Here is a 22804-nt window from a genome sequence, read left to right as displayed (position 1 = left end):
TTTGACTTCCCCATTATCAGACTGGCGGCAGATCGAACAGCAGGATTTCGCTGTCTTCATCCGCGTGAACGGACAGCGCCGTTTCATCCCAGATCGCCAGCGCATCACTCGGGCCGGCTTTCTGGCCGTTAATGGAAACCGTGCCTTTAACGACCTGGATCCACACACGGCGTTCAGCCTGAATCTGATATACAGACTGTTCGTCTTTTTTCAGCGCCCAGCGGGACAATTCCATATCCTGGAAGACTTTCAGCGAGCCATCGCGGGCATCAGGGGAAAGCACTAACTGACGGCCCTGCGGCGCATCGAACATGCGCTGTTCGTAACGCGGTTCCAGCCCTTTCTGATTTGGAATAATCCAGATCTGATACAGGTGCAGTTTACGGTCACTGTTACCGTTGTACTCCGAGTGCGTCACCCCGGTACCGGCGCTCATAATCTGGAACTCACCGGCCTGGATTTGTTCTTTATTGCCCATGCTGTCCTGATGCTCCACCGTGCCTTCCAGCACATAGGTCAGAATTTCCATGTCTTTATGCGGATGCTTACCAAATCCCTGCCCTGCATCGATAAAGTCTTCATTGATCACCCGCAGTGCGGAGAATCCCATGAATTGCGCATCGTAATAATCGGCGAAAGAGAAGGTATGCCAGCTTTCCAGCCAGCCGTGACTGGCGTGACCGCGTTCTTGTGCCTGACGTAAATAGATCATGTTCAACTCTCCTCAATGTTTTCTCTAGTCTAGTCAACGGCTGAGAATAAGAAAGCGTAAAAACTTCACCCCTCTGTTCAAAAAATATGAACAAATGCAGGTGACTCAATCCAAAGGATTTGAGAAAGGGGTGAGGCGAATTGTTCTCATATAATTTGCTTAATTACCCATCCGTACAATACTCAAAGAGCAAACTCCTTAAGGGAAATTAATGTGACATCTGTTCCCGGAAATTATCATGATTAACCGCCGCGAGTTGATCGCGGGGATCACCGGTGGTGTAGTGTCGGCGGGATTATTTAAATCTGTTGAAATTAATCCGGATAAAATGATTTGCGCGGGCAATATTATGGCGTTAAGAAACCTCTCTGCGCCTGCTGACAGGACCTGCGCGGTGGTTTTTGGCTATCACTTTGCCGGAGATGGTGCGCCAAAGCTGGTTTACTGGGATGCGAACAGTGAGAGAGAGGCCAATCAGGGCACCGTGATTTCCTCTTTAAAAACCGCTAAAGGCCGCTGGCTGCAATTACATAACGGCGTTATGGATTTTCGTCAGTTTGGTATAGTTAACCGACAGAATGCTGCGGATGCTGCACTGAAGGCGATGGTAAGTGATCCACTGATTCACCGGATTGAAGCGCATACCTCGCTAAATTTCATATCACGCCACCGCTTTAACCGTTCGAATATCACCCTTGATTTTAATGGCCAGACAGTAACCGCGACGGGGCTGGAAATCCTGGCAGAGCCCAAAGACAACTATCTTTCGGCTATTTTCTCTTTCAGGGGCCTGGCTGAAGAGCAAACATCAGTATCCGTTCTCAGGGATCCTTTACCATTACTATCAGAAATCTATCCGGTAGAGGACAGTGATTTATATCCTGTCGGTCAGTGGTATTGCCTGGCATCTGACAAAATATCCGGCCACTGGGAACGAAAAATACAACGACTGGTACAGGTGACTGAACGCATTGATGAAACGCACATCCGGCTTAATTACAGAAGCGGCTGGGCGCTGGAAGCACAAAGTCAGTTGCACTGGCGCAAAGTCACGCCGGTTAACAATGTCTGTATCCAAAATATGTATTATTTCGCAGAGGGACAGTTGGCCAATAGCAGTTCTCAGCCGGTCGCTTTCGAATATGCCATTTATTGCGATGTCCTGAACGTTCATGCGCAGGGGACATTCTGGTCAGTCATTTTCCGCCGCTGGAATACCTTCTTTCGCACCGAACAATGCTCACTGACGAATCCGCCTTCGGTTTCCTGGGGCGGCGCAGGCTATCTGACCCAGCAAATTTACTGTCAGTATGGTGCGATTACCGACTGTACGGCATCCAATGCCCGGCATCTTAACGATTTCACCGCCTGCTCTTCCTGCGTCGTGCATAACTGTCACAGCAACGGTGACAGCTCCGGCGCCTTCGTGACGCACGGTCAGTATGAACATGACCTGCGCTTTACCGCCAATTCCGGCATTCTGACGCTGGCTAATTCAGGTGAAAGCTGGGGCCAGTCGGCGGCACGTATTGTCGTCAGCCAGCACCGTTGTTCCATGCTGACAGCCGATACTCACGTTACCGATCTGACATTAACGGATGTCTGTATTTACCGGAATGTGGAACAGGAAAATCTCGGTATATTACGTCTTAATTGCGACGGACTGACCGTGCAAAACTGCAGCCTTAGCGGCGAACTGACGTTAGTGCAAAACAGTCAGGGCAGCATTAAAATGAATGTATTTGAAAACTGCGGGTTTGTGCTGGATCCGCGTCATGATTCCACTATCAGTAATCTGGCACCGGACGACCCGTTTATTGTTTCCCATCCGGCGGCCGAAGCCCGGAACTCCATTAATGGCCGTTCACTGCTGTATTTTTCCCATTGCCAGTTCAAAGGCACGGATAAAGATGTCTCGCTGTTAATCAAAAATAAAGAAATTAACTTTAACGCCTGCCGTCTTGAAAATGTGTCTCTTATTTTAACCGCAGATCACCCTCAGAAAATCGTTATTAATGGTGATTCCACGCTGGCCGGAGATGAGGCCGCCGGACCTTTACTTTCACGCACCGGCGAACATCCTGTGACCTGGCGGTTAGGCCCCCTGCAAAGTGAAGTGACCGGTGACAATCAGCTTCATATTCAAATTACCACCGGTATTAATCATTATCACGCGCATCACGTGACATTCACGCACGGTAAGCGATTATTCACAGATAAGGCATTTTCCCGTCCGTCTTATTTTATTGAACAGAACAATATTATGATAAATACCGCATCTGTTGTGCCAGCCAGTACAGGGCCGCATATTGTGGTTGAAAATACGGAGATATAACAAAATAAAGTGGCTCACCTCTGAGCCTTAAAAGGATTCACCCATGAAAACGTTCAATTCTGTATCCGCACTGAAGAATCATAAAATACGTCTGGATCATAATGTCTTCGTTAATGGTTATTTTCAGGCCGGTGACGGCGGCGGTGGTCATTATCACTGGGACAAAAACTGCGTTCTGCCCGCCAATAACGGCACAGTCATCCGTTCTGACCACTCGGACACTGGACGCTGGCTGCTTATCCATCAGGGCGTGGGCGATTTCCGCACTTTCGGTATTCTCAATGCTGATCAACCCGCCGACGATGCGCTGGATGCCTTAGTCAATGACCCGGCCATCAGTCAGATCTTCGCTTTTTCAGATTTGCTCTTTCAGCGCCGCCATCGCTTCTCACGCTCAGACATCACCCTGGATTTCCAGAACTACCGGGTTTTCACTGCGGGCATTGCCAGCGCACCGGTCAATGACCCGTTTGCCGCCGTGCTGTTTTTCCAGGGCACCGTCACCGGCACGCCTGTCACCTTCACGCTGACGGAAACGTTACAGGAGCAAACAGATATTTTCCCGGTAACGGATCCGTCAGTTTTTCAGGTGGGCGACTGGTATGCGGTTCAGGTAGCGGCGGTAAAAGGCGCGGCAGAACGGGAGCTGCAAAAGCTGGTGGAAATCATCGCCATTCCTGACAGCACACATATTCAGATTGGCTATTATAACGGCTGGGAACTGCTGGCCGGCAGGGTAATCAGCTGGCAGAAAGTCGAGCCGGTCAAATTCGTCACCATCAAAAATATGCAGTTTTTTGGGGCGGGTGCTGATCAGATCACCGGCAGCCATCCGGTAGCGTTTGAATACGCGGTGTATGCCAACGTCGCAGGTATCCATTCGACAGGCTCGTTCTGGCCGGTGGTGATGCGCCGCTGGAATACCCATTATCTTACGCAGCAATGTTCCCTCACCAATCCGCCTAACACTGCCTTTGGCGGTGCCGGATATCTGACGCAGCAAATCTATTGTCTTTACGGTCATGTCAGTGATTGCAGCGTCGCCAACGCGCGGCATTTAAATGATTTCACGGCATCGGCATATTGCCTGGTTGAAAATTGTCACGCCAGCGGGCAGAGCGCGGAAAAAGGCCCGTTCGTGACCCACGGTCAGTACGAACATGATCTTACCTATACCGGCAACTCCGGCCTGATGACCTTTGCCAATTCCGGTGCCACCTGGGGAGGCAGCGCCAAACGTATCAATGTGCGTAAGCACGTCTGCCCGTGGTTTGTCGCACGCACCGGCGTGAGTGAACTGACACTGGAAGATCTGGTGGTGATTGCCAGCGACACTATCCCGCAGTCGGGGATGTTGTGGGTCAATGCTGACGGTTTGCAGATGACCGGCTGTACCGCCGATCGCACACTGATTATCAGTCAGGCATCGCAACGCGCTGCGCGCCCGAACCTCATCCGTCAGTGCCAGTTTTCCCTGCAGGAGGACGGCGCGCCCGTGGTACGAAGCAACGTCACTGCCGACATTACATTTACCGATACGGTGTTTAACGACATCAACGGGCATGCATTTGACAGCACCGCGCCGCTGAATTTTGTCCGTTGTACGTTTAATGCCACCCCGGAATTTGCCCCGCTCACCCTGAAATCCTCCACGCTGTCGGTTCAGGCTTCGCAGTTTAATCAGGTTGGCTTCACGCTTTCCGGCACAGAGCCAAAGCAAATCGATATCCTTTCCTCGACGCTGACGCAGGCAACATTGGATTTCACCGCTTTCACCGCCCAACCCGCCGGTTCACTGATGTTTCTCAACAACCGCTTATCCGGCAGCGCCGTCATTGCACAGCCTCCCGCCGGAGAACGGGTGATATGGCAGCAGAATGTGATTCTTGCCTGAGAGGAAAACCCGTTCGTGAGGCATCAAAGTTACGTAGTTTATCTGGCTGCTATTATCTGGAAGGTATCGAATGTTGTTGCCCGCGTCCAAAGTGGGGAAATAAGAACGCATGCTGATATGCCTTAAGCTGCATTTCAACGCGTTTTGGACGGGTTTTTAACCTCAGCAAAGACGCGGCCTCAGTTCCGAAAATCCTGCCGTAATCATTGCCAATAAAGATTATGCTCTATAAAAAACCCGCTTTTAAGCGCGGGTTTTTTATTTCACCATCCGTACTGGATACGTCCAGCGCTAAATATTGGTGCTTCATAGTTATTCGTCACATCACGTACCCGATATATCTTCCAGGTTCCCGCCTCTTTACGCACGAAAACTTCTAAAAGCAATAACTCCTCTTCCGGCGCTCCGCCTAACCACACATTAATCACTTTCCCACCCATCAGATCGTGTGCTTCGCCAACTTTTAATGCTGGGATCCACGCCGCATCATAATCCTGCGTATAAGTGAAATAATCTGACCCAAGAAGTTCTTGTTCAGGGATTTTATAAATCATCCCCAGCTGCTTAAGGGTTTCCCCTGCAATATATTTTTTCATCACAGCTGAATCATATTTGGGTGGAGGTGTATCACCCGCAAAGGTGGTGAGGTAGAAGCCGTAAAACTCTTTTACTTGCTGCCCTGCCTGCTGATTTGTATTTGCGCTGCATGCAGCCAGTAAGCTAACGGCAAGAATAATGAATATCCGCATCAGTCTTTCCGGTAGATTTTGTATGATGGTTGTGCCGCCCGATAACCGGGGCCAGGGTACATGCTCCGCTGCCTGAAATCAGAAAACCATGTTGTCCCGTCAAAAATCGTCATGTGCCCCGACTGATTACCGCCAGGATGCGGCTGAATAACTGCAACATCCCCCGCAATTAATGTTGAGCCTGGCGGAACCGCCCTAAATCCCGCACGTTCTAAATTCCCCCCATAATCTTTTGCATGACGGGTATTACCTATATCCACGCCCCCTGCTTCTATAGCTCTTCGCGTATACTCCGCACAACGACTCTGCGAAGATGCTCCCGCATGCGTTCTCGCGTAAGAAACGGCTGTTTCTCTGTTCCATGCCATATAATTTACTTTCCTTTTTCCATCTGAAATTAATAAAAAATAGCGGAGGTTATTGAGTGAGATTAGCCCCCGGCTTGTCCCCTCAATAACCTCCGCTATGATATTAAGTCCTTATTTGATTCTAATTCTGGGTGCCGTTACACACAAAATGATTCAGTAAACTGAACGACTCATGCAAAGAGATAAAGGACGTTTTTCAAAATATGAAGAAAAAAAAAGCCAGCGCATAAGGCTGGCTAAGTAATACTGGAAGCAATGTGAGCAATGTCGTGCATTCATGGGGACCCGTTTGACCTTGGTGTGAGGCCATCCCCGGAACGCATGGCAATAATAATCATTATCATTCGCACTTGTAAAGCATTATTTTTCAACCAACATTCGATTGACACTTTTCTTAATCCTGATAAATCTGGTGGATATTCAAACGGTAACCACAATAAGAGGAGTGTCGCCATGAGCGAAATAGTCATTCGTCACGCTGAAGCCGCAGATGCAGAGGCGCTTCAACACCTATACGCTCAGGTTCCTGTTTACAGCGACACGCTACAACTCCCTTATCCACCTGCCACGCTATGGGAAGACAGGCTTGCGAACGCCTCGCCGGGCCGGTTCGCGCTGGTAGCCTGTATCGACGGCAAACTGGTGGGCAATCTCACCCTGATGGTTGAACAGCCGTGGCGACGCCGCCATGTGGCCACTTTCGGCATTGGGGTGGCTACGCAATTTCAGGGAAGAGGTGTCGGCAGCAAGCTGATGGCCGCCGCCCTGGAGTTATGTGACAAATGGCTGCAGGTGATCCGCGTCGAGCTGACGGTTTATGCCGATAATGATGCTGCAATCGGGCTGTACAAAAAGTTCGGTTTCAGCGTTGAAGGCCTCAGCCCGAGCTACGCAATGCGTGACGGCGAGCTGGTGGATACGTTGCATATGGGTCGCATACGTGGCGTCCGGCAACCGGTTTAATCGGCACTGACAGAGGCGCTGGTTTCAGACGAAGGCTGACGTAACAGCAACCGGACGACCAGCGCCATCGCTATCAGCACCAGCAGTGCCGAACCCAGATATATCGCATCAATTCCGGCCTGCGCCATCAGCACACCGGCCAGCGGGCCGGTAATTCCCAGCGATAAATCGAGAAACGCCGAATAGGTTGCCAGCGCACTGCCCTGATTTTCCTGCGGTAATTTTTTCACCGCCACCACGCCCAGCGCCGGATAGACCAGCGAGAAGCCCACGCCGGTAATGAAAGCACCGGCCATCGCGGCCCACGCCGCCGGGGCGAAAAACACCATAATCAGCCCGGCAATTTCCACCACAAAACACGCCAGCGCCACGCGCAAACCGCCAAAACGGCTGATGCTGTCAGGTAATAACAGCCGCATGCCGACAAACGCCAGGCTGAAAAATGTCAGGGAAAATGCCGCGCCCGACCAGCCTTTCGCGGCGTAAAACAGCGTGATGAAGGTGGCAATCACACCAAACCCGGTGGAGGCCAGCGCCAGCATCATGCCGTAAGGCAATATTTTCCCCAGCACCTGGCGGAACGGGATTTGCGCCGGGGATTTTGTGACCACCGGCGGCTTGCGCCACGCGGTGAGGAGCGACGTCAGCGCCACCAGAATGATGCACACCGACAGCAATGTCAGGCCGCCAACACTGAAAATCAGTACGCCGAGCGGCGCGCCAATCGCCATCGCGCCGTACGTCACGACCCCGCTCCATGAAATCACTTTGCCGATATGCAGGGAACCGACCACACTGATGCCCCACAGCGTCGACCCGGTTCCGGCAAAACTTTGCCCGACACCGAGCATCACGCGCCCGAGACATAACCATGCCAGGCTGAGCGCCGGTGCGGCGTCAAATCCCAGCGCCAGCAGATAAAATACGCCGCTGAGCAGACAGCCGCTCAACCCGAACATCACGACCTTTTTTGGTCCGACTTTATCCGCATAGCGCCCGGCATAGGGCCGGCTCATCAGCGTCGCGAAATATTGCAGGCTGATCACCAGTCCCGCCCAGAAAGCGCTGTAGCCAAGATGCTCATGGACATAACCCGGCAGGATCGCCAGCGGCAGGCCGATGGTCAGATAGTTGGCAAAATTGAACACCAGAATGGAGAGAATACGCAGCGTGGTCTTTGAGGGACTGGCAGAGGCCAGATCGGGCGCAGCAGGTTCAGGCATGGAAATCAGCGTCTCACGAAAGAAGGTTCAGGCGTGTTACGAAGCCGTAAATGAGTCTTTGACTTTATTAGTAATGGCTTCCTTTCGCAACAAATTGAACCGCTGTTTTACTCAGTCTTCCCCGTACTGCCATTAAAGTGACACATCACTGTCATGCGCGCTGATTATGGTCGTGAGACTTCAACCGGAGGACATCCTATGTTCAGCATGGATACCCTGTTTCAGGATCTCGACCCGCAGCAGAAAACCCCTTCCTGGCAACGCCGTCTGTTAAAAATCCTGTTCCGCGAAAAAGAATTTCATCGTTTTGCCGATCAGTATCCGCACCTGAAAGGCATTGATATGGCCGAGCAGGTGCTTGAGCATTTTAATATCCGCTGTGAACTGACCGAGCGCGACCGGGAGCAGATCCCGAGCTACGGCCCGGTGGTTATCGTGGCGAATCATCCGATTGGCACACTGGACGGGCTGGCGATATTGCATGCGGTGGCATCGGTGCGTCCGGATGTCAAAGTGGTGGCGAATCAGTTGCTGTCGCTGGTGTCCTCGCTCGGCAGCCTGATGATCCCGGTGGATAATATGGGCAACCGCACGCGGCGTAATCAGGTCACCCAGATGCAGGAACATCTGGAAAATCAGGGCGTGCTGATTGTGTTTCCGGCGGGCGAAGTCTCGCGCATGAGTTCAAAAGGCGTGCGCGACGGAAAATGGCACACCGGTTTTATCCGTCTCGCCGCCAAAGCCCGTGCGCCGGTGGTGCCGGTGCATATCAGCGGCAGCAACAGCGTGCTGTTTTATCTCAGTTCCATGATTTACCGCCCGCTCAGTACGCTTTTACTGGTACATGAAATGTTCGGCCAGCGCGGCAACAGCCTGACGCTTAAAATCGGTGCGCGCATTCCGTATACCAGCTGGCACGACGGACAAATGCAGGCGGGCGATCTGGCGGCGCGTTTTCGTAAACATCTTTACCGCCTCGGCGCGGGCAAGCCGGGACTGTTTCATACCGAAACGTCCATTGCCCGGGCGGAAAACCGTGCGGTACTGAAGCACGCGCTGGAGGCCAGCGAAGTGTTGGGCAAAACGCCGGATGGCAAAATGATTTACCTGTACCGCCGCCACGGCGAAGACACTGTACCAATTTTGCGCGAGCTGGGGCGTTTGCGCGAAATCGCCTTCCGCGCCGTGGGCGAAGGCAGCGGACGCCGCCGTGATCTCGACGGCTACGATGACGATTATTATCACCTGGTTTTATGGGATCCGCAGGCGCTGGAAATCGTCGGCGCTTACCGGTTCATCCCGACCGCAGAACAAGTCGCCAGCAAAGGGCTGAACGGGATCTACAGCCAGAGCCTGTTTCAATACGGCCATCAGATGGACCCGATTCTGGCGCAGGGCATCGAACTCGGGCGCAGCTTTATTCAGCCCGCCTACTGGGGCAAACGCGGGCTGGATTATCTGTGGCTCGGTATCGGCGCGTATCTGGCGAAATATCCGCAGACACGCTATCTGTTCGGACCGGTATCGATTTCCGGCGGAATGCCGCTGCCCGCCCGTGATTTGCTGGTGGCGTTCTACCGCCTGTATTTCTCCCCGGCATTACCGCTGGCGACGTCACGACGCCCGTATCCGGCTTCGCTGCCCGACGTGTTGGCCCAGTTTTGCGGCGATGATTATCAGGAAGATTTGCAGCGCCTGAAACGCCTGCTGGCGAATCTGGGGTGCAGCATTCCGGCGCTGTATAAACAATATTCCGAGCTTTGCGAAACCGGCGGCGTGCAGTTTATTGATTTCGGCAGCGACCCGGACTTCAATCACTGCATCGACGGACTGGTGCTGGTGGATCTCAGCCAGCTAAAACCGGCGAAGTTTGAGCGGTATATTGCCGTGCATCAGGCAGAATAGATCACCGGGCTTCTCCCCATTTAACGGGGGAGAAGAAAAGCGTCTCTTTCCCGCAGGTTCCCTTATAATCATCCGCCATGGCCATTTTCAGCAGTAAATCATGACCCATGTAATTGCTCCAGTTGAAGGAATTCTGTAAAACCACTACCGCATTTTTATGCTTTTTATCGAAGCCAATATAACTGGAATAGCCGCCGATATAGCCGACCTGATAAGTAATAACCTGATCATCTTTATAATCCGTGACCCAGGCGATATTCGCTGCTTCTATTTTTCGCTGGAAATAGATTTTTTCCGTCACCTGAATGGCGGCATTGAGATCGCCAGGCTGCGAATCATCAATATGTGCCCGCAGATATTTCAGCAAATCGTCGGCATTGCTGTAAAGGCTGGCCGCCGCCACCATATTGTTCGAGAAATGCCAGTCGGGGACGACCTCGCCACGGCGGATAAGTTTAGGTTGATCCCCCGCATGACCAATCGCACGATACGGATAGGCTTTTAACTGGCTGGCATGAAAACTGGTGTTACCCATTTTTAAGGAATCAAAGATAAAGGCATAAGATAATTGCTGGATATCTTCACCGGTTTTTAATTTCAGAATATAACCGAGCAGTGCATACCCTAAATTAGAATATTGCGGCACATGTAATAAGGGCCTTTTAAAGGACGACAGGTCACCGACCACAGCATCGCTGTCCAGTTCATGATAGAAGTTGTCGCCGGTATATAAATACCTGAGAAAACTTTCCAGCATATTTTTGGTCATGTTTTGTCGGGGCAATCCGGAGGTGTGCGTCGCCAGTTGCAGCAGGGTGATATTTTTGGCGTCTTCGCTCAGCGGGATATTTTTTGGTAGTAAATCTGTCAGTTTGTCATCCCACTTTAGTTGACCTTTATCGACCAGCCCCGCCACTACTTCCCCCGTCACACCTTTACTGACCGAACCGAGCGCAAACAACGTTTCGCCATCAATCTTGTAGCCGTTCACCGCATTGGTATAGCCATAACCCCAGGTTCTGGCCGGGCCGTTATTTCTGATAATCCCGACCGCCATGCCGCTGGATTTTTCTTTGTGCAGATATCGCTGCGCGACGCTATCCACCATGTCGTCAGGATTTTGGCTACAGGCAAACTGCTTCACTTCGTGAGGATTTTCCTCCACCTGCATTTCGGAAAGTGTACCGCACGATGTCAGAAGCAGTGGAAGCATGATGCTTAAGCCCGAAAACCGTCCCGTAGTTCTTTTCATTTTGTTGATTTATAAAGATAAATAGCACGGTGACAATTATGCATAAACATCAGGTGACCTTGTGACAGAGAAAGAGACATGCCGGATGGCCCGGTGCAGGCCGCAGACTGTGTTATTTCTTCGCGCTTTTCAATGAGAAATTGCCGTGTTCGTATTATTGGGTTTTACGCGTAGACTGCCCAACCTCACAAACCGCTATGATTATCCCGTACGCCCACAGGCGGCATTAGAACATCTGGACAGATAAACGCGACAAGCCGCTAGCCTGCTTATGCAACCCAGCGGTTATTCCACGAATCTTTAAAGATAATATTGCCCTCGCAACACTTCCACGTAATAACTTCATAGCGCATTTGGATTGTTTCAAAATGCGTTCCCGTCTGACCGCCTTGATATAGGTTCGGCGTAATAGAAGTTATTTTTACATTTTCCAGAATTATATTAAAATACTCGAATTCGATGCCTGCATCTAAAATCTGGTACATCTTAAACGGGTGATCCATTTTCATCAGTTAACCATAAATATGCTGGATTTGACATTTTACATCCTTATAATTTAAGCGACTGTATTAATCACATGGAAATTTTTTGTCTAAAAATTTTGCCACAAGATAAACAAAAGCGTTGAGAGTAAAAATAGAAATTAACCTCATTGTCCATGTCTCAAAATGGAAAATGAAATAGAAAGACAGCCACACAGCCATCGAACCGGCAAACGCGCCTAGTGAGCCTTTAATGAACCCCATGAGATCCACTCAATTTTGATTCAACACGTTCCAGTATGTTATCAAATGCTGGCATTCCCGGTTGTCGTCTTACGATCAGAGCATCCACAAAGGGCTTGAGTGCCGGTTCAAACATAAGTTAGATCACCAACTATTTATTCAGATCACCATTTTTATTATTCCAAAACATCACCAGATCCTGCGCACAGGCCCACGCCGAACTCCACGCCCACTGGAAATTGTATCCGCCCAGCCAGCCGGTGACATCCACCACTTCACCGATAAAATACAAGCCCGGCACTTTGGCGGCAGCCATGGTTTTGGACGACAACGCTTTGGTATCGACGCCGCCAAGCGTCACTTCTGCCGTGCGGTAACCTTCGGTGCCGTTGGGCTGAACCTGCCAGTTTTGCAGTTGCTCAACCAGTTCCGCCTGCTGCGGCACATTCAGCTGTTTCAGCGTGACGTCCGGCAACTGACCCAGCGTTTGCAGGCACTCCACCAGACGTTTCGGCAGTTGCATCGCCAGTGTATTTTTCAGGCTCTGGTTCGGGTGTTCCTGACGCTGCGTATTCAGAAACGCCGCCAGATCCACATCAGGAAGTAAGTTAACGCTCACAAACTCACCAGGTTGCCAGTAACTGGAAAGCTGTAAAACGGCCGGGCCGGACAGGCCGCGATGGGTAAAAAGAATGCTTTCACGGAAAACAGTGCCGTCTTGCGCAGTCAGAACCGCAGGCACTGACACGCCGGAAAGCGTCTGCAAATGATCGAGCAGCGGTTTGTGCAGGGTAAATGGCACCAGACCGGCGCGGGTCGGCAGCACTTTCAGGCCAAACTGCTCCGCCAGACGGTAACCGAAGGGTGTCGCGCCCAGCCCCGGCATGGAAAGCCCGCCGCTGGCAATAACAAGTGAGTGAGTGCTTACAGTTGAGCCATTCACCTGGATGACAAAGCCATTTTCGGTTTTCTGCACGTCGGAAATCTCGCTGCGCAGGCGTACATCGACATTGCCCTGCTCGCATTCTTTATCGAGCATGCTGACGATTTGCTGTGCCGAGTCGTCGCAGAACAACTGCCCGAGGGTTTTCTCGTGCCAGGCGATGCCGTAACGGTTGACCATATCGATGAAATCCCACTGGGTGTAACGCGCCAGCGCGGATTTACAAAAATGCGGGTTTTCGGAAAGATAGGCAGCGGGTTCAGCATAAAGGTTGGTGAAATTGCAGCGTCCGCCGCCTGACATCAAAATTTTGCGTCCGGTTTTTTTGCCGTTATCCAGCAGCAGAACCCGGCAGCCACCTTGTCCGGCCTGCGCCGCGCAGAACATGCCTGCCGCACCTGCACCAATGACCACCACATCAACCTGTTCCACTTTTGGCCTCTCTTTTGCGGAAATTCAACTACGTTTTAGATAAGGTTTGCCCTGCTTACCGGGGCTTTGAGCCGCGGATTGTAAGGGACTGAGGCCTGTTAAACCAGCCAGACAGATTGTTTCCTGAACGTCGTAAGTAAATGTTTCAATCATCAAAGGAGGGATAACCTTTTGATAAATAAAAACTTAATTAAATCCAGAGCGAATATTGAACTGTTTTTAGTCAAAAAAATGTCATATTTTCCTTTTCCCCTCCCCCTGTTCTCGCAGATAATGCGCGGCGTTCATGACCACTAACTGGCGTAACAATTATGCTGCATCTATTTGCCGGATTGGATATTCATACCGGTTCGTTATTGATTCTCGCGTTACTGTTTGTTCTGTTCTATGAAGCCATTAACGGCTTCCATGATACGGCCAACGCAGTGGCAACCGTCATCTATACCCGGGCAATGCGTTCGCAATTAGCGGTCGTGATGGCTGGAGTATTTAACTTCCTGGGTGTCCTGCTCGGTGGTTTGAGTGTGGCTTATGCCATCGTCCATTTACTGCCAACCGATTTGCTGCTCAACGTAGGGTCTGCTCATGGTCTTGCCATGGTGTTCTCTATGTTACTGGCGGCGATCATCTGGAACCTCGGTACCTGGTATTTCGGCCTGCCGGCGTCCAGTTCTCATACATTGATCGGCGCCATCATTGGCGTAGGGCTGACCAACGCATTAATGACTCACACCTCGGTGGTCGAAGCGTTAAACATCCCTAAAATGATCGGTATTTTTGCCTCACTGATCGTCTCCCCGCTGGTCGGGATGATGATGGCAGGCACCATGATTTTCCTGCTGCGTCGTTACTGGAGTGGCAACAAGAAACATGCGCGTATCCACCTGACCCCTGCTGAACGTGAGAAGAAAGACGGTAAGAAAAAGCCGCCATTCTGGACACGTATCGGCCTGATCCTGTCGGCTATCGGTGTGAGTTTCTCTCACGGCGCTAACGATGGTCAGAAAGGCATTGGCCTGATCATGCTGGTTCTGATTGGTGTGGCTCCGGCGGGTTTCGTGCTGAACATGAGCGCGACCGGTTACGACATTACCCGGACCCGCGACGCCGTGACCCACCTCGGACAGTATTATCAGCAACATGCTGATGCCGTACCGCATGTCGTTGCGCTGACCCCTCTGGTGCCTGCGCCGGATGTCAATATCGCGCCAACCGACGAGCCAAAAGTGTTCCACTGCGACAGCAGCCACGCACTTGACGCTATTGGCCGTGCGCAAACCCTGCTGACCAATCTGCAATCGTATAACGATCTGGCACCGGATGAACGCAGCCATATGCGCCGCCTGCTGATGTGTGTTTCTGATACTGCGGATAAAGTGGCGAAACTGCCGGAAACCTCCGCCGCAGACAAACGCTTCCTCGGCAAACTGAAAACAGACATTCTGCAAACCGTCGAATATGCGCCAATCTGGATCATTATCGCGGTGGCACTGGCTCTGGCACTGGGGACCATGATTGGCTGGAAACGTGTTGCGACCACCATCGGTGAGAAGATTGGTAAGAAAGGCATGACCTACGCACAGGGTCTGTCCGCACAGCTCACGGCGGCGGTGTCCATCGGCGTGGCCAGTTACACCGGCATGCCGGTTTCCACCACGCACGTACTGTCTTCTGCGGTGGCAGGTACCATGATTGTGGATGGCGGCGGTGTGCAGTCGAAAACCGTGAAAAACATCGCCATGGCATGGATCTTAACCCTGCCTGTGTCGATTGTGCTTTCCGGTGTCCTGTACTGGATTGCACTGAAGCTTATCTGATGATTGTCTGACCGGCATGCAATAAAAAGGCGACCTTGCTCAGCAGGTCGCCTTTTTTGTTTCCTTTTTCACACATCCTCCCTAATTCATAACCAAAGTAACTGGAGTTGCAGCAAGGCAGCAAGCGAGAGAATCCCGATGAGCTGACACAGGTCAGTGATTCGGGTGAACGAGAGCCGCTAACGCCGCTGCAGCTTCAAGTACGAAGGGTATGCTAATACCAGATAAGCATGGCTAACATACTGATTAATATTAAGCCGACCAGTGCTGTGGTCAGGATAAACTGACCGCGAACCCGTTCACAACGGCGGATAAACTCAGGATCGTGATGTTCAACGTAGCGCTGAGCATAAATATAGCGTACCAACCTTATTTGCTTGCTGGGCTGACCGTGAGACGTAAAAAACCCTCCGCCATCGACGTACTGATACAGCAGCGGATCACACCCCCGCAGAACCACCAGCAATGCGCGCAAAGAAGAGTAATAGCGCAGCATATTCACGACACACACAAAACATAAAGCCCAAAACAGCGCAACGGGACTGATCATGATTCCCCCTCAAGGCGAACTGACACCGCGCAATGCGCCTGTCATGCTGGCACACACCCGGCGTTTCGCCCTGCCTTTCCGCAATTTCACACCCCCGGGCTACGTTCGCCCGCCCTCTCGTCATATCACAGAAGATTGCCAAAACAGGAGACGCCTGCATTATTGAGTGTAGGAAACGAATCCGGAACTGTTCATATTATTTATATCTATACATAGCCGGAAACGGAAATGGGATCTGTATGCTTGATTTATTTAACCCTTTTGGCGCTATACTGAAGTCATGACATTTGCATGATGCTGATATTGCTATTAACCGACTTATGGAAGGAGTTTTCTTATGGCTTACAAACACATACTTATTGCTGTGGATCTGTCGCCGGAGAGTAAAGTTCTGGTCGAGAAAGCCGTTTCCATGGCGCGTCCGTATAACGCCAAAGTGTCCCTGATCCACGTCGATGTGAACTATTCAGACCTCTATACTGGCCTGATCGACGTTAATCTGGGTGACATGCAGAAACGTATTTCCGAAGAAACACATCACGCGTTGAACGAACTGTCGCAAAATGCCGGCTATCCGATTTCAGAAACCCTGAGCGGCAGCGGCGATTTGGCGCAGGTGCTGGTCGATGCCATCAACAAATATGGCGTGGACTTAGTGCTGTGCGGCCATCATCAGGATTTCTGGAGCAAGCTGATGTCCTCGGCTCGCCAGCTGATTAACACCGTTCATATCGACATGCTGATCGTGCCTTTGCGTGATGAGGAAGAAGAAGCGTAAGACGTATTATTGCGTTGTCGCTGAGATAAAATGCCCGCAGGTGAAAACCGGCGGGCATTTTTTTGTCTTTTAGCCGCAAAAAACTGGTTAATCTGTGAGCAAGCGCGCAACCTGTATATACAGTATGTTTTTATATTCAGATATAATTCACATCCATTTGTTTATTATGAATAATAAATAAAAACAATGGGTATATACGGACGAAGCTTTTCATACAGGATGTATTATGAAAATCCAGTTTTCACCGGCAGTAACACCCATAATTTAGAGGAAGACATTATGACAACCCGCCACGACGCTCAGGATAATGCAGACATGTGGGATAACCGCGATCTGGGTGCATCCGAAGAACACGCAGAGGCAATCTCCCCCTCTCTTGCGGCTGAGTTCGATGACATGATGGAACTTCAGGCGATCTCTATCAGGCTGCAAAAATCGCTGCTCAGTAACCTGAAAACTATCGCGGCACATCATCAGATTGGCTACCAGCCAATGGTCAGGGATTTGCTTACGCGTTTTGCAGAAGCGGAAATGAAAAAGATCCTGATTGACCAGCTAAACAAGATCGACGAAGCACAGCGTGATCGCGAAAAAACCGTGCCAGTCACTGAGTTTATTGAAGATTTGCGTAATCAGGCATGAAAATTAGAAACCAGAACGTATGTGCAGTGCGTTCTGGTTTCTGTTTCATCTCGTTGTGATTTTTACAACAGCGGCTGTCTATAACGGCGTATAGATATCAAACCGGTGGCTCTTGGTCACCACTGCGGCCTGGGCGGCGATATCAGCCATCGGCGGCGCGTAGTCCGGACGTTTCACGACAATACGTTTTGTCGCTAAACGGCGTGCCGGTTCCAGCAAACCGTCAGCATCTTCATCCGGGCCGACCAGTCCCTGAAATACCCGCATCTCTTTCTTCACCAGCGCACTTTTCTGTTTGTGCGGATACATCGGGTCGAGATACACCACTTCCGGTTTTGGCGAAAGCTCAGCCAGCGCCGTCAGGCTTGAGACGTGCAGCAGCGTCATTCGCTCACGCAGCCACGGGCCGATTTCTGCATCGCGATAACCGCGCGCCAGCCCGTCATCGAGCAGCGCCGCGACCACCGGATTGCGCTCCAGCATCCGCACCTTGCAGCCCAGGGACGCCAGCACAAACGCATCACGACCCAGTCCTGCGGTGGCGTCGACAACATCCGGCAGATAACGGCCCTTGATACCCACCGCTTTGGCCACCGCTTCACCGCGTCCGCCGCCGAATTTGCGACGATGCGCCATCGTGCCGCCCACAAAATCGACATAAATCGCGCCGAGTTTGGGCTCGTCACGTTTGCGTAATTCCAGACGTTCAGGCGTCAGCACCAGCGCCATGACGGCATCCGGGTCAGACGTCAGATTCCAGCGCTGCGCCAGAACAGATAAGGCGCCTTCATCGGCGCCTTCTTCACACAGTAAACACACACTCACAGGCAGAGGTTATCCTTTGATTCCGTAGTGGCGCAGCATAGCATCCAGCTGCGGCTCACGCCCGCGGAAGCGTTTAAACAGCTCCATCGGCTCTTCGGAACCGCCACGCGACAGAATGTTATCCAGGAACGACTGACCGGTTTCGCGGTTGAAAATCCCTTCCTCTTCGAAGCGCGAATAGGCGTCGGCAGACAACACTTCCGCCCACAGATAGCTGTAGTAACCCGCCGCATAACCGCCCGCAAAGATATGACTGAAGGCATGCGGGAAACGTCCCCATGAAGGTGACGGCACGACGGCAACCTGTTTCTTGATTTCAGCCAGCGTTTGCAGGATTTGCGCGCCTTTTGCCGGGTCGTACTCCGCATGCATACGGAAATCGAACAGACCGAACTCCAGCTGGCGCAGGATAAACAGCGCCGCCTGATAGTTTTTTGCCGCCAGCATTTTATCCAGCATTTCTTTCGGCAACGGCTCGCCGGTTTCAAAATGACCGGAGATAAACGCCAGTGCGTCCGGCTCCCAGCACCAGTTTTCCATAAACTGGCTTGGCAGTTCGACGGCATCCCACGGCACACCGGCAATCCCGGCAACGCCCGGCGTGTCGATACGGGTCAGCATATGATGCAGCCCGTGACCGAATTCATGGAACAGCGTCGTGACTTCGTTGTGTGTAAACAGCGCCGGTTTGTTGCCCACCGGACCGTTAAAGTTACAGGTCAGATACGCGACCGGTTTTTGCAGTTCGCCGTCGGCTTTACGCATGCTGCCGACGCAGTCGTTCATCCATGCGCCACCGCGTTTATTTTCGCGGGCATACAGGTCAAGATAGAAGCTGCCGCGCAGATCGCCGGTTTCATCGAACAGATCGAAGAAACGCACGTCTTTGTGCCAGGTTTCCACATCTTTGCGTTCTTTAGCAGTGATGCCGTAGATGCGTTTCACCACTTCGAATAACCCTTCCAGCGCGCGCTGCTCAGGGAAATAAGGGCGTAACTGTTCGTCATTAATGGAGAACAGATGCTGTTTCTGTTTTTCACCGTAGAACGGTAAATCCCAGGCTTCCATTTCGTCCACGCCGAAATGTTCTTTGGCAAAAGCACGCAGTTGCGCCAGTTCCTGCTCGCCCTGCGGACGCGCTCGCGTTGCCAGACCGCTCAGGAAATCGATCACCTGTTTCGGGCTTTCGGCCATTTTGGTGGCGAGAGACATATCGGCAAACGAATCAAAACCTAACAGCTGAGCCAGTTCGTGACGCAGCGCCAGTTCTTCGGCCATGACCTCACTGTTGTCCCACTTACCGGCATTCGGCCCCTGATCGGAGGCACGGGTGGCAAATGCGCGGTACATTTCTTCGCGCAGTTCACGGTTTTCGCCGTAGGTGATCACCGGCAGATAGCTCGGGATATCCAGCGTTAACAGCCAGCCTTCCTGCTCTTTCGATTCTGCCAGCGCTTTCGCGGCGGCCAGTGCGCTTTCCGGCAGACCTTTCAGGTCATTCACGTCAGTGATTAATTTGCTCCAGCCCATGGTGGCATCGAGCACGTTGTTGCTGTAGGTCGAGCCCAGTTCGGACAGGCGTGCAGAGATTTCGCCATAACGCTTTTGTTTTTCCATCGGCAAACCAATGCCGGACAGTTCGAAATCACGCAGCGCGTTATCAATGGCTTTTTTCTGTGCCACGGACAGCGTGCTGAAATGTTCGCTGTCTTTTAAATCGCGGTACGCCTGATACAAACCGGCGTGCTGACCGGTCCAGGTGCTGAATTCAGACAGAATAGGCAGACACTGCTCGTAAGCTTCACGCAATTCCGGGCTGTTTTTTACGGCATTGAGATGCCCGACCGGCGACCAGATGCGGCTCAGGCGATCGTCGCTTTCGGCCAGCGGCTGACACAGATTTTCCCAGGTATAAGGCGCGCCCTGTGCGACAACACGTTCAATCGTCTGACGACTTTCTTCAATGGCGGATTTCATCGCAGGGACAATATGTTCAGGCTTGATCGCAGAGAAAGGTGGCAGGGAGAACGGTGTTAAGAGCGGATTCGACGCGTTTTGCTGTTCAGTCATAGGGCCAGTCCTTCGTAATAGCGTTTGGGGCTGATGCGCCTGTGGCGCACCACGCCGTGAATTCGGGTCGTCTTAAAGATGACGTAACTTCTAACATGCGGTCAAGTTACGGTGAAATCAATGGCTGGCGGCGGGATAGTCTTTAATGGATAATGCCGCGAAGCCGCAGGAGAAGCCGCACATGTTGAGTTACCGCCACAGTTTTCACGCCGGCAACCATGCCGACGTACTGAAACACACCGTTCAGAGCCTGATCATTGAATCTCTGAAAGAAAAAGAAAAACCCTTCCTTTATCTCGACACCCACGCGGGTGCCGGGCGCTATCAGCTGAGCGGCGAACACGCCGAACGCACCGGCGAATATCTGGAAGGCATCGCGCGCATCTGGCAGCGTGATGATATTCCTGAAGAACTGGCGGCCTACATGTCTGTCGTCAATCACTTCAACCGCAATGAGAACCTGCGTTATTACCCGGGTTCGCCGCTGATTGCCCGGCAGTTGCTGCGCGAAGACGACAAACTGCATCTGACCGAACTGCACCCGAGCGATTTTCCGCTGTTGCGCAGTGAATTCCAGAAAGATGACCGCACCCGCGTGGCCCGCGCTGACGGTTATCAGCAGTTGAAAGCCCAGTTGCCACCGCCTTCACGCCGCGGGCTGATCCTGATGGACCCGCCGTATGAAATGAAAACCGATTATCAGGACGTGGTCAAAGGCATTCAGGAAGGCTACAAACGTTTTGCTACCGGCACTTACGCGTTGTGGTATCCGGTGGTGATGCGCCAGCAAATCAAAAAAATGCTGCGTGATCTCGAAGCCACCGGCATCCGCCGTATTCTGCAAATCGAACTGGGTGTACGCCCGGACAGCGATCAGCGAGGCATGACCGCTTCCGGCATGATTGTGATTAACCCGCCGTGGAAACTCGAACAGCAGATGAACAACGTGCTGCCGTGGCTGCTGAAAGTACTGGTGCCTTCCGGTACCGGCCACACCACGGTTAACTGGGTTGTGCCTGAGTAAGTAAAGAATTTCCCTTCGCTGAGACCTTTTTCTAAGGTCTCAGCTATCAAACCTATTGCAATCATTGATCCAATCTTTTCTACAACACGTTAAACTCTTAGGCAAATTTTGAGATTAATGACGCTGTATCAGTGTCTCCATTTTCACAACTTACGGATAAAACGATGACCAAACATTATGACTATCTGGCAATTGGCGGCGGCAGCGGCGGTATCGCATCAATCAACCGTGCAGCCATGTATGGGAAAAAATGTGCGCTGATCGAAGCTAAAGAGCTGGGCGGCACATGCGTCAACGTGGGTTGTGTTCCGAAAAAAGTGATGTGGCATGCCGCGCAAATCGCTGAAGCGATCCGCAACTACGGCCCGGATTACGGCTTTGATACCACCGTGAACAGCTTCAACTGGAAAACGCTGGTCGCCAACCGTACCGCTTACATCGACCGTATCCATACCTCGTACGATAACGTGCTGGGAAAAAATAACGTTGATGTGATCAAAGGCTTCGCCCGTTTCGTTGACGATCACACCGTGGAAGTGAACGGTGAGAAGATCACTGCGGATCACATCCTGATCGCCACCGGCGGACGCCCGAGCCATCCGGATATTCCGGGTGCAGAATACGGTATCGACTCAGACGGTTTCTTTGATCTGACAGAAATGCCGAAACGCGTTGCGGTTGTCGGCGCAGGGTACATTGCGGTGGAAATCGCCGGTGTGATGAACGCGCTGGGTGCTGAAACGCATCTGTTTGTGCGCAAACACGCGCCGCTGCGGACTTTCGATCCGCTGATCGTCGAGACGCTGGTAGAAGTGATGGAAACCGAAGGCCCGGTACTGCATAAAGAATCCATTCCGAAAGAAGTGGTGAAAAATGCCGACGGCAGCCTGACGCTGAAACTGGAAAACGGTCAGGAATTTGAAGTCGACAGCCTGGTCTGGGCGATTGGCCGCGAACCGGAAACGGACAACTTCAACCTGAAAGCCACCGGCGTGAAAACCAACGAAAAAGGTTACATCGTCGTCGATAAGTTCCAGAACACCAGCGTAGAGGGCATTTACGCAGTAGGCGATAACACCGGTGCGGTTGAACTGACCCCGGTTGCCGTGGCGGCGGGCCGTCGTCTTTCTGAGCGCCTGTTCAACAACAAGCCTGACGAACATCTGGATTACAGCAACATCGCCACCGTGGTATTTAGCCATCCGCCAATCGGCACGGTCGGCCTGACCGAACCGCAGGCGAAAGAGCAGTTCGGCGAAGATAACGTGAAAGTCTACAAATCGGCCTTCACCGCCATGTACACCGCCGTCACGCAGCACCGCCAGCCGTGCCGCATGAAACTGGTGTGCGTCGGTAAGGAAGAGAAAATCGTCGGCATCCACGGTATCGGTTATGGCATGGACGAAATGTTGCAAGGCTTTGCGGTCGCCCTGAAAATGGGCGCAACCAAGAAAGACTTCGACAACACTGTCGCCATCCACCCGACCGGTGCGGAAGAGTTTGTGACCATGCGCTGATAGCGTCACGCTCTTGCCGGAAAAGTGTTATCTCCGGCAAACAAAAGGCTGAGGATCTTATGATCCCCGGCCTTTTTTTA

At 52.0% G+C, this 22804-nt stretch carries 18 protein-coding genes and 1 pseudogene; 9 read left to right on the top strand and 10 right to left on the bottom strand.

The annotated features are described in order from the left end of the window. Positions 1-16: 16 nt before the first annotated feature. Entirely contained in the window at positions 17-712 is a 696-nt protein-coding gene (locus RAHAQ2_RS01010) for a pirin family protein (protein WP_014333472.1), read from the bottom strand. A 238-nt stretch (positions 713-950) separates the two neighbouring features. On the opposite strand from RAHAQ2_RS01010, the gene RAHAQ2_RS01005 reads away from it, so the two are divergent. Then, positions 951-3047, top strand: coding sequence for a hypothetical protein (locus tag RAHAQ2_RS01005; RefSeq protein WP_014333471.1), 2097 nt, complete (start codon positions 951-953; stop codon positions 3045-3047). 43 nt (positions 3048-3090) lie between these two features. Further along, entirely contained in the window at positions 3091-4941 is a 1851-nt protein-coding gene (locus RAHAQ2_RS01000; protein WP_014333470.1) for a hypothetical protein, read from the top strand. Between the two features lie 263 nt (positions 4942-5204). On the opposite strand, the gene RAHAQ2_RS00995 is transcribed toward RAHAQ2_RS01000, so the two are convergent. Together RAHAQ2_RS00995 and RAHAQ2_RS25890 are read right to left on the bottom strand one after the other, a co-directional pair. Then, positions 5205-5690: a YqhG/Tai3 family protein gene (locus RAHAQ2_RS00995; RefSeq protein ID WP_014333469.1), complete on the bottom strand. Its 486-nt coding sequence runs from the start codon at positions 5688-5690 to the stop codon at positions 5205-5207. Next, positions 5690-6058: a hypothetical protein gene (locus tag RAHAQ2_RS25890; RefSeq protein ID WP_014333468.1), complete on the bottom strand. Its 369-nt coding sequence runs from the start codon at positions 6056-6058 to the stop codon at positions 5690-5692. Before RAHAQ2_RS25890 ends, RAHAQ2_RS00995 begins: the two co-directional genes overlap by 1 nt. 453 nt (positions 6059-6511) lie before the next feature. Here RAHAQ2_RS25890 and RAHAQ2_RS00985 point away from each other — a divergent pair, with 453 nt between their 5' ends. Then, positions 6512-7021, top strand: coding sequence for a GNAT family N-acetyltransferase (locus RAHAQ2_RS00985; protein WP_014333467.1), 510 nt, complete (start codon positions 6512-6514; stop codon positions 7019-7021). Here RAHAQ2_RS00985 and RAHAQ2_RS00980 read toward each other — a convergent pair. After that, a complete protein-coding gene (locus RAHAQ2_RS00980) occupies positions 7018-8244 on the bottom strand; it encodes an MFS transporter (protein WP_014333466.1) in 1227 nt (408 codons plus the stop codon). The genes RAHAQ2_RS00985 and RAHAQ2_RS00980 overlap by 4 nt on opposite strands. A 198-nt stretch (positions 8245-8442) precedes the next feature. Between RAHAQ2_RS00980 and olsF the strand changes: the two genes are divergently transcribed. Next, a complete protein-coding gene (gene olsF, locus RAHAQ2_RS00975; RefSeq protein WP_014333465.1) occupies positions 8443-10149 on the top strand; it encodes a bifunctional ornithine lipid synthase OlsF in 1707 nt (568 codons plus the stop codon). 1 nt (position 10150) lies between these two features. On the opposite strand, the gene RAHAQ2_RS00970 is transcribed toward olsF, so the two are convergent. The 3 genes and pseudogenes from RAHAQ2_RS00970 to RAHAQ2_RS00960 all read right to left on the bottom strand — a co-directional run bounded on the left by RAHAQ2_RS00970 (position 10151) and on the right by RAHAQ2_RS00960 (position 13501). Then, positions 10151-11362 (bottom strand): serine hydrolase domain-containing protein, encoded by a 1212-nt coding sequence (locus RAHAQ2_RS00970; RefSeq protein ID WP_014333464.1) that lies wholly within the window; start codon positions 11360-11362, stop codon positions 10151-10153. Between the two features lie 308 nt (positions 11363-11670). Further along, positions 11671-11889, bottom strand: a pseudogene (locus RAHAQ2_RS00965) (type VI secretion system tube protein Hcp); the annotation flags it as partial. A 388-nt stretch (positions 11890-12277) separates the two neighbouring features. Next, entirely contained in the window at positions 12278-13501 is a 1224-nt protein-coding gene (locus RAHAQ2_RS00960) for a BaiN/RdsA family NAD(P)/FAD-dependent oxidoreductase (RefSeq protein WP_014333462.1), read from the bottom strand. Between the two features lie 311 nt (positions 13502-13812). Here RAHAQ2_RS00960 and pitA point away from each other — a divergent pair, with 311 nt between their 5' ends. After that, a complete protein-coding gene (gene pitA / locus RAHAQ2_RS00955; protein ID WP_014333461.1) occupies positions 13813-15318 on the top strand; it encodes an inorganic phosphate transporter PitA in 1506 nt (501 codons plus the stop codon). Positions 15319-15532: 214 nt separating this feature from the next. Here pitA and uspB read toward each other — a convergent pair whose 3' ends face one another. Then, on the bottom strand, positions 15533-15868 hold the full coding sequence (uspB, locus tag RAHAQ2_RS00950; RefSeq protein WP_013573525.1) for a universal stress protein UspB: 336 nt from the start codon (positions 15866-15868) through the stop codon (positions 15533-15535). A gap of 337 nt (positions 15869-16205) precedes the next feature. Between uspB and uspA the strand changes: the two genes are divergently transcribed. Both uspA and RAHAQ2_RS00940 read left to right on the top strand, forming a co-directional pair. Further along, positions 16206-16646 (top strand): universal stress protein UspA, encoded by a 441-nt coding sequence (uspA, locus tag RAHAQ2_RS00945; protein WP_014333460.1) that lies wholly within the window; start codon positions 16206-16208, stop codon positions 16644-16646. Between the two features lie 279 nt (positions 16647-16925). Next, positions 16926-17288: a hypothetical protein gene (locus tag RAHAQ2_RS00940; RefSeq protein WP_014333459.1), complete on the top strand. Its 363-nt coding sequence runs from the start codon at positions 16926-16928 to the stop codon at positions 17286-17288. 78 nt (positions 17289-17366) lie between these two features. On the opposite strand, the gene rsmJ is transcribed toward RAHAQ2_RS00940, so the two are convergent. Then, the gene (rsmJ, locus tag RAHAQ2_RS00935; RefSeq protein WP_014333458.1) at positions 17367-18113 is read right to left on the bottom strand and encodes a 16S rRNA (guanine(1516)-N(2))-methyltransferase RsmJ; all 747 of its coding nucleotides are present in this window, start codon (positions 18111-18113) and stop codon (positions 17367-17369) included. 9 nt (positions 18114-18122) lie between these two features. Beyond that, the gene (gene prlC / locus RAHAQ2_RS00930; RefSeq protein WP_014333457.1) at positions 18123-20183 is read right to left on the bottom strand and encodes an oligopeptidase A; all 2061 of its coding nucleotides are present in this window, start codon (positions 20181-20183) and stop codon (positions 18123-18125) included. A gap of 181 nt (positions 20184-20364) precedes the next feature. On the opposite strand from prlC, the gene RAHAQ2_RS00925 reads away from it, so the two are divergent. After that, a complete protein-coding gene (locus tag RAHAQ2_RS00925; RefSeq protein WP_013573521.1) occupies positions 20365-21207 on the top strand; it encodes a 23S rRNA (adenine(2030)-N(6))-methyltransferase RlmJ in 843 nt (280 codons plus the stop codon). A gap of 164 nt (positions 21208-21371) precedes the next feature. Continuing rightward, positions 21372-22724 (top strand): glutathione-disulfide reductase, encoded by a 1353-nt coding sequence (gene gorA / locus RAHAQ2_RS00920; protein WP_014333456.1) that lies wholly within the window; start codon positions 21372-21374, stop codon positions 22722-22724. Positions 22725-22804 lie beyond the last annotated feature (80 nt).

Source organism: Rahnella aquatilis CIP 78.65 = ATCC 33071, assembly GCF_000241955.1.
Classification (GTDB): domain Bacteria; phylum Pseudomonadota; class Gammaproteobacteria; order Enterobacterales; family Enterobacteriaceae; genus Rahnella; species Rahnella aquatilis.
This window is presented reverse-complemented; position numbering and strand designations above follow the sequence as displayed.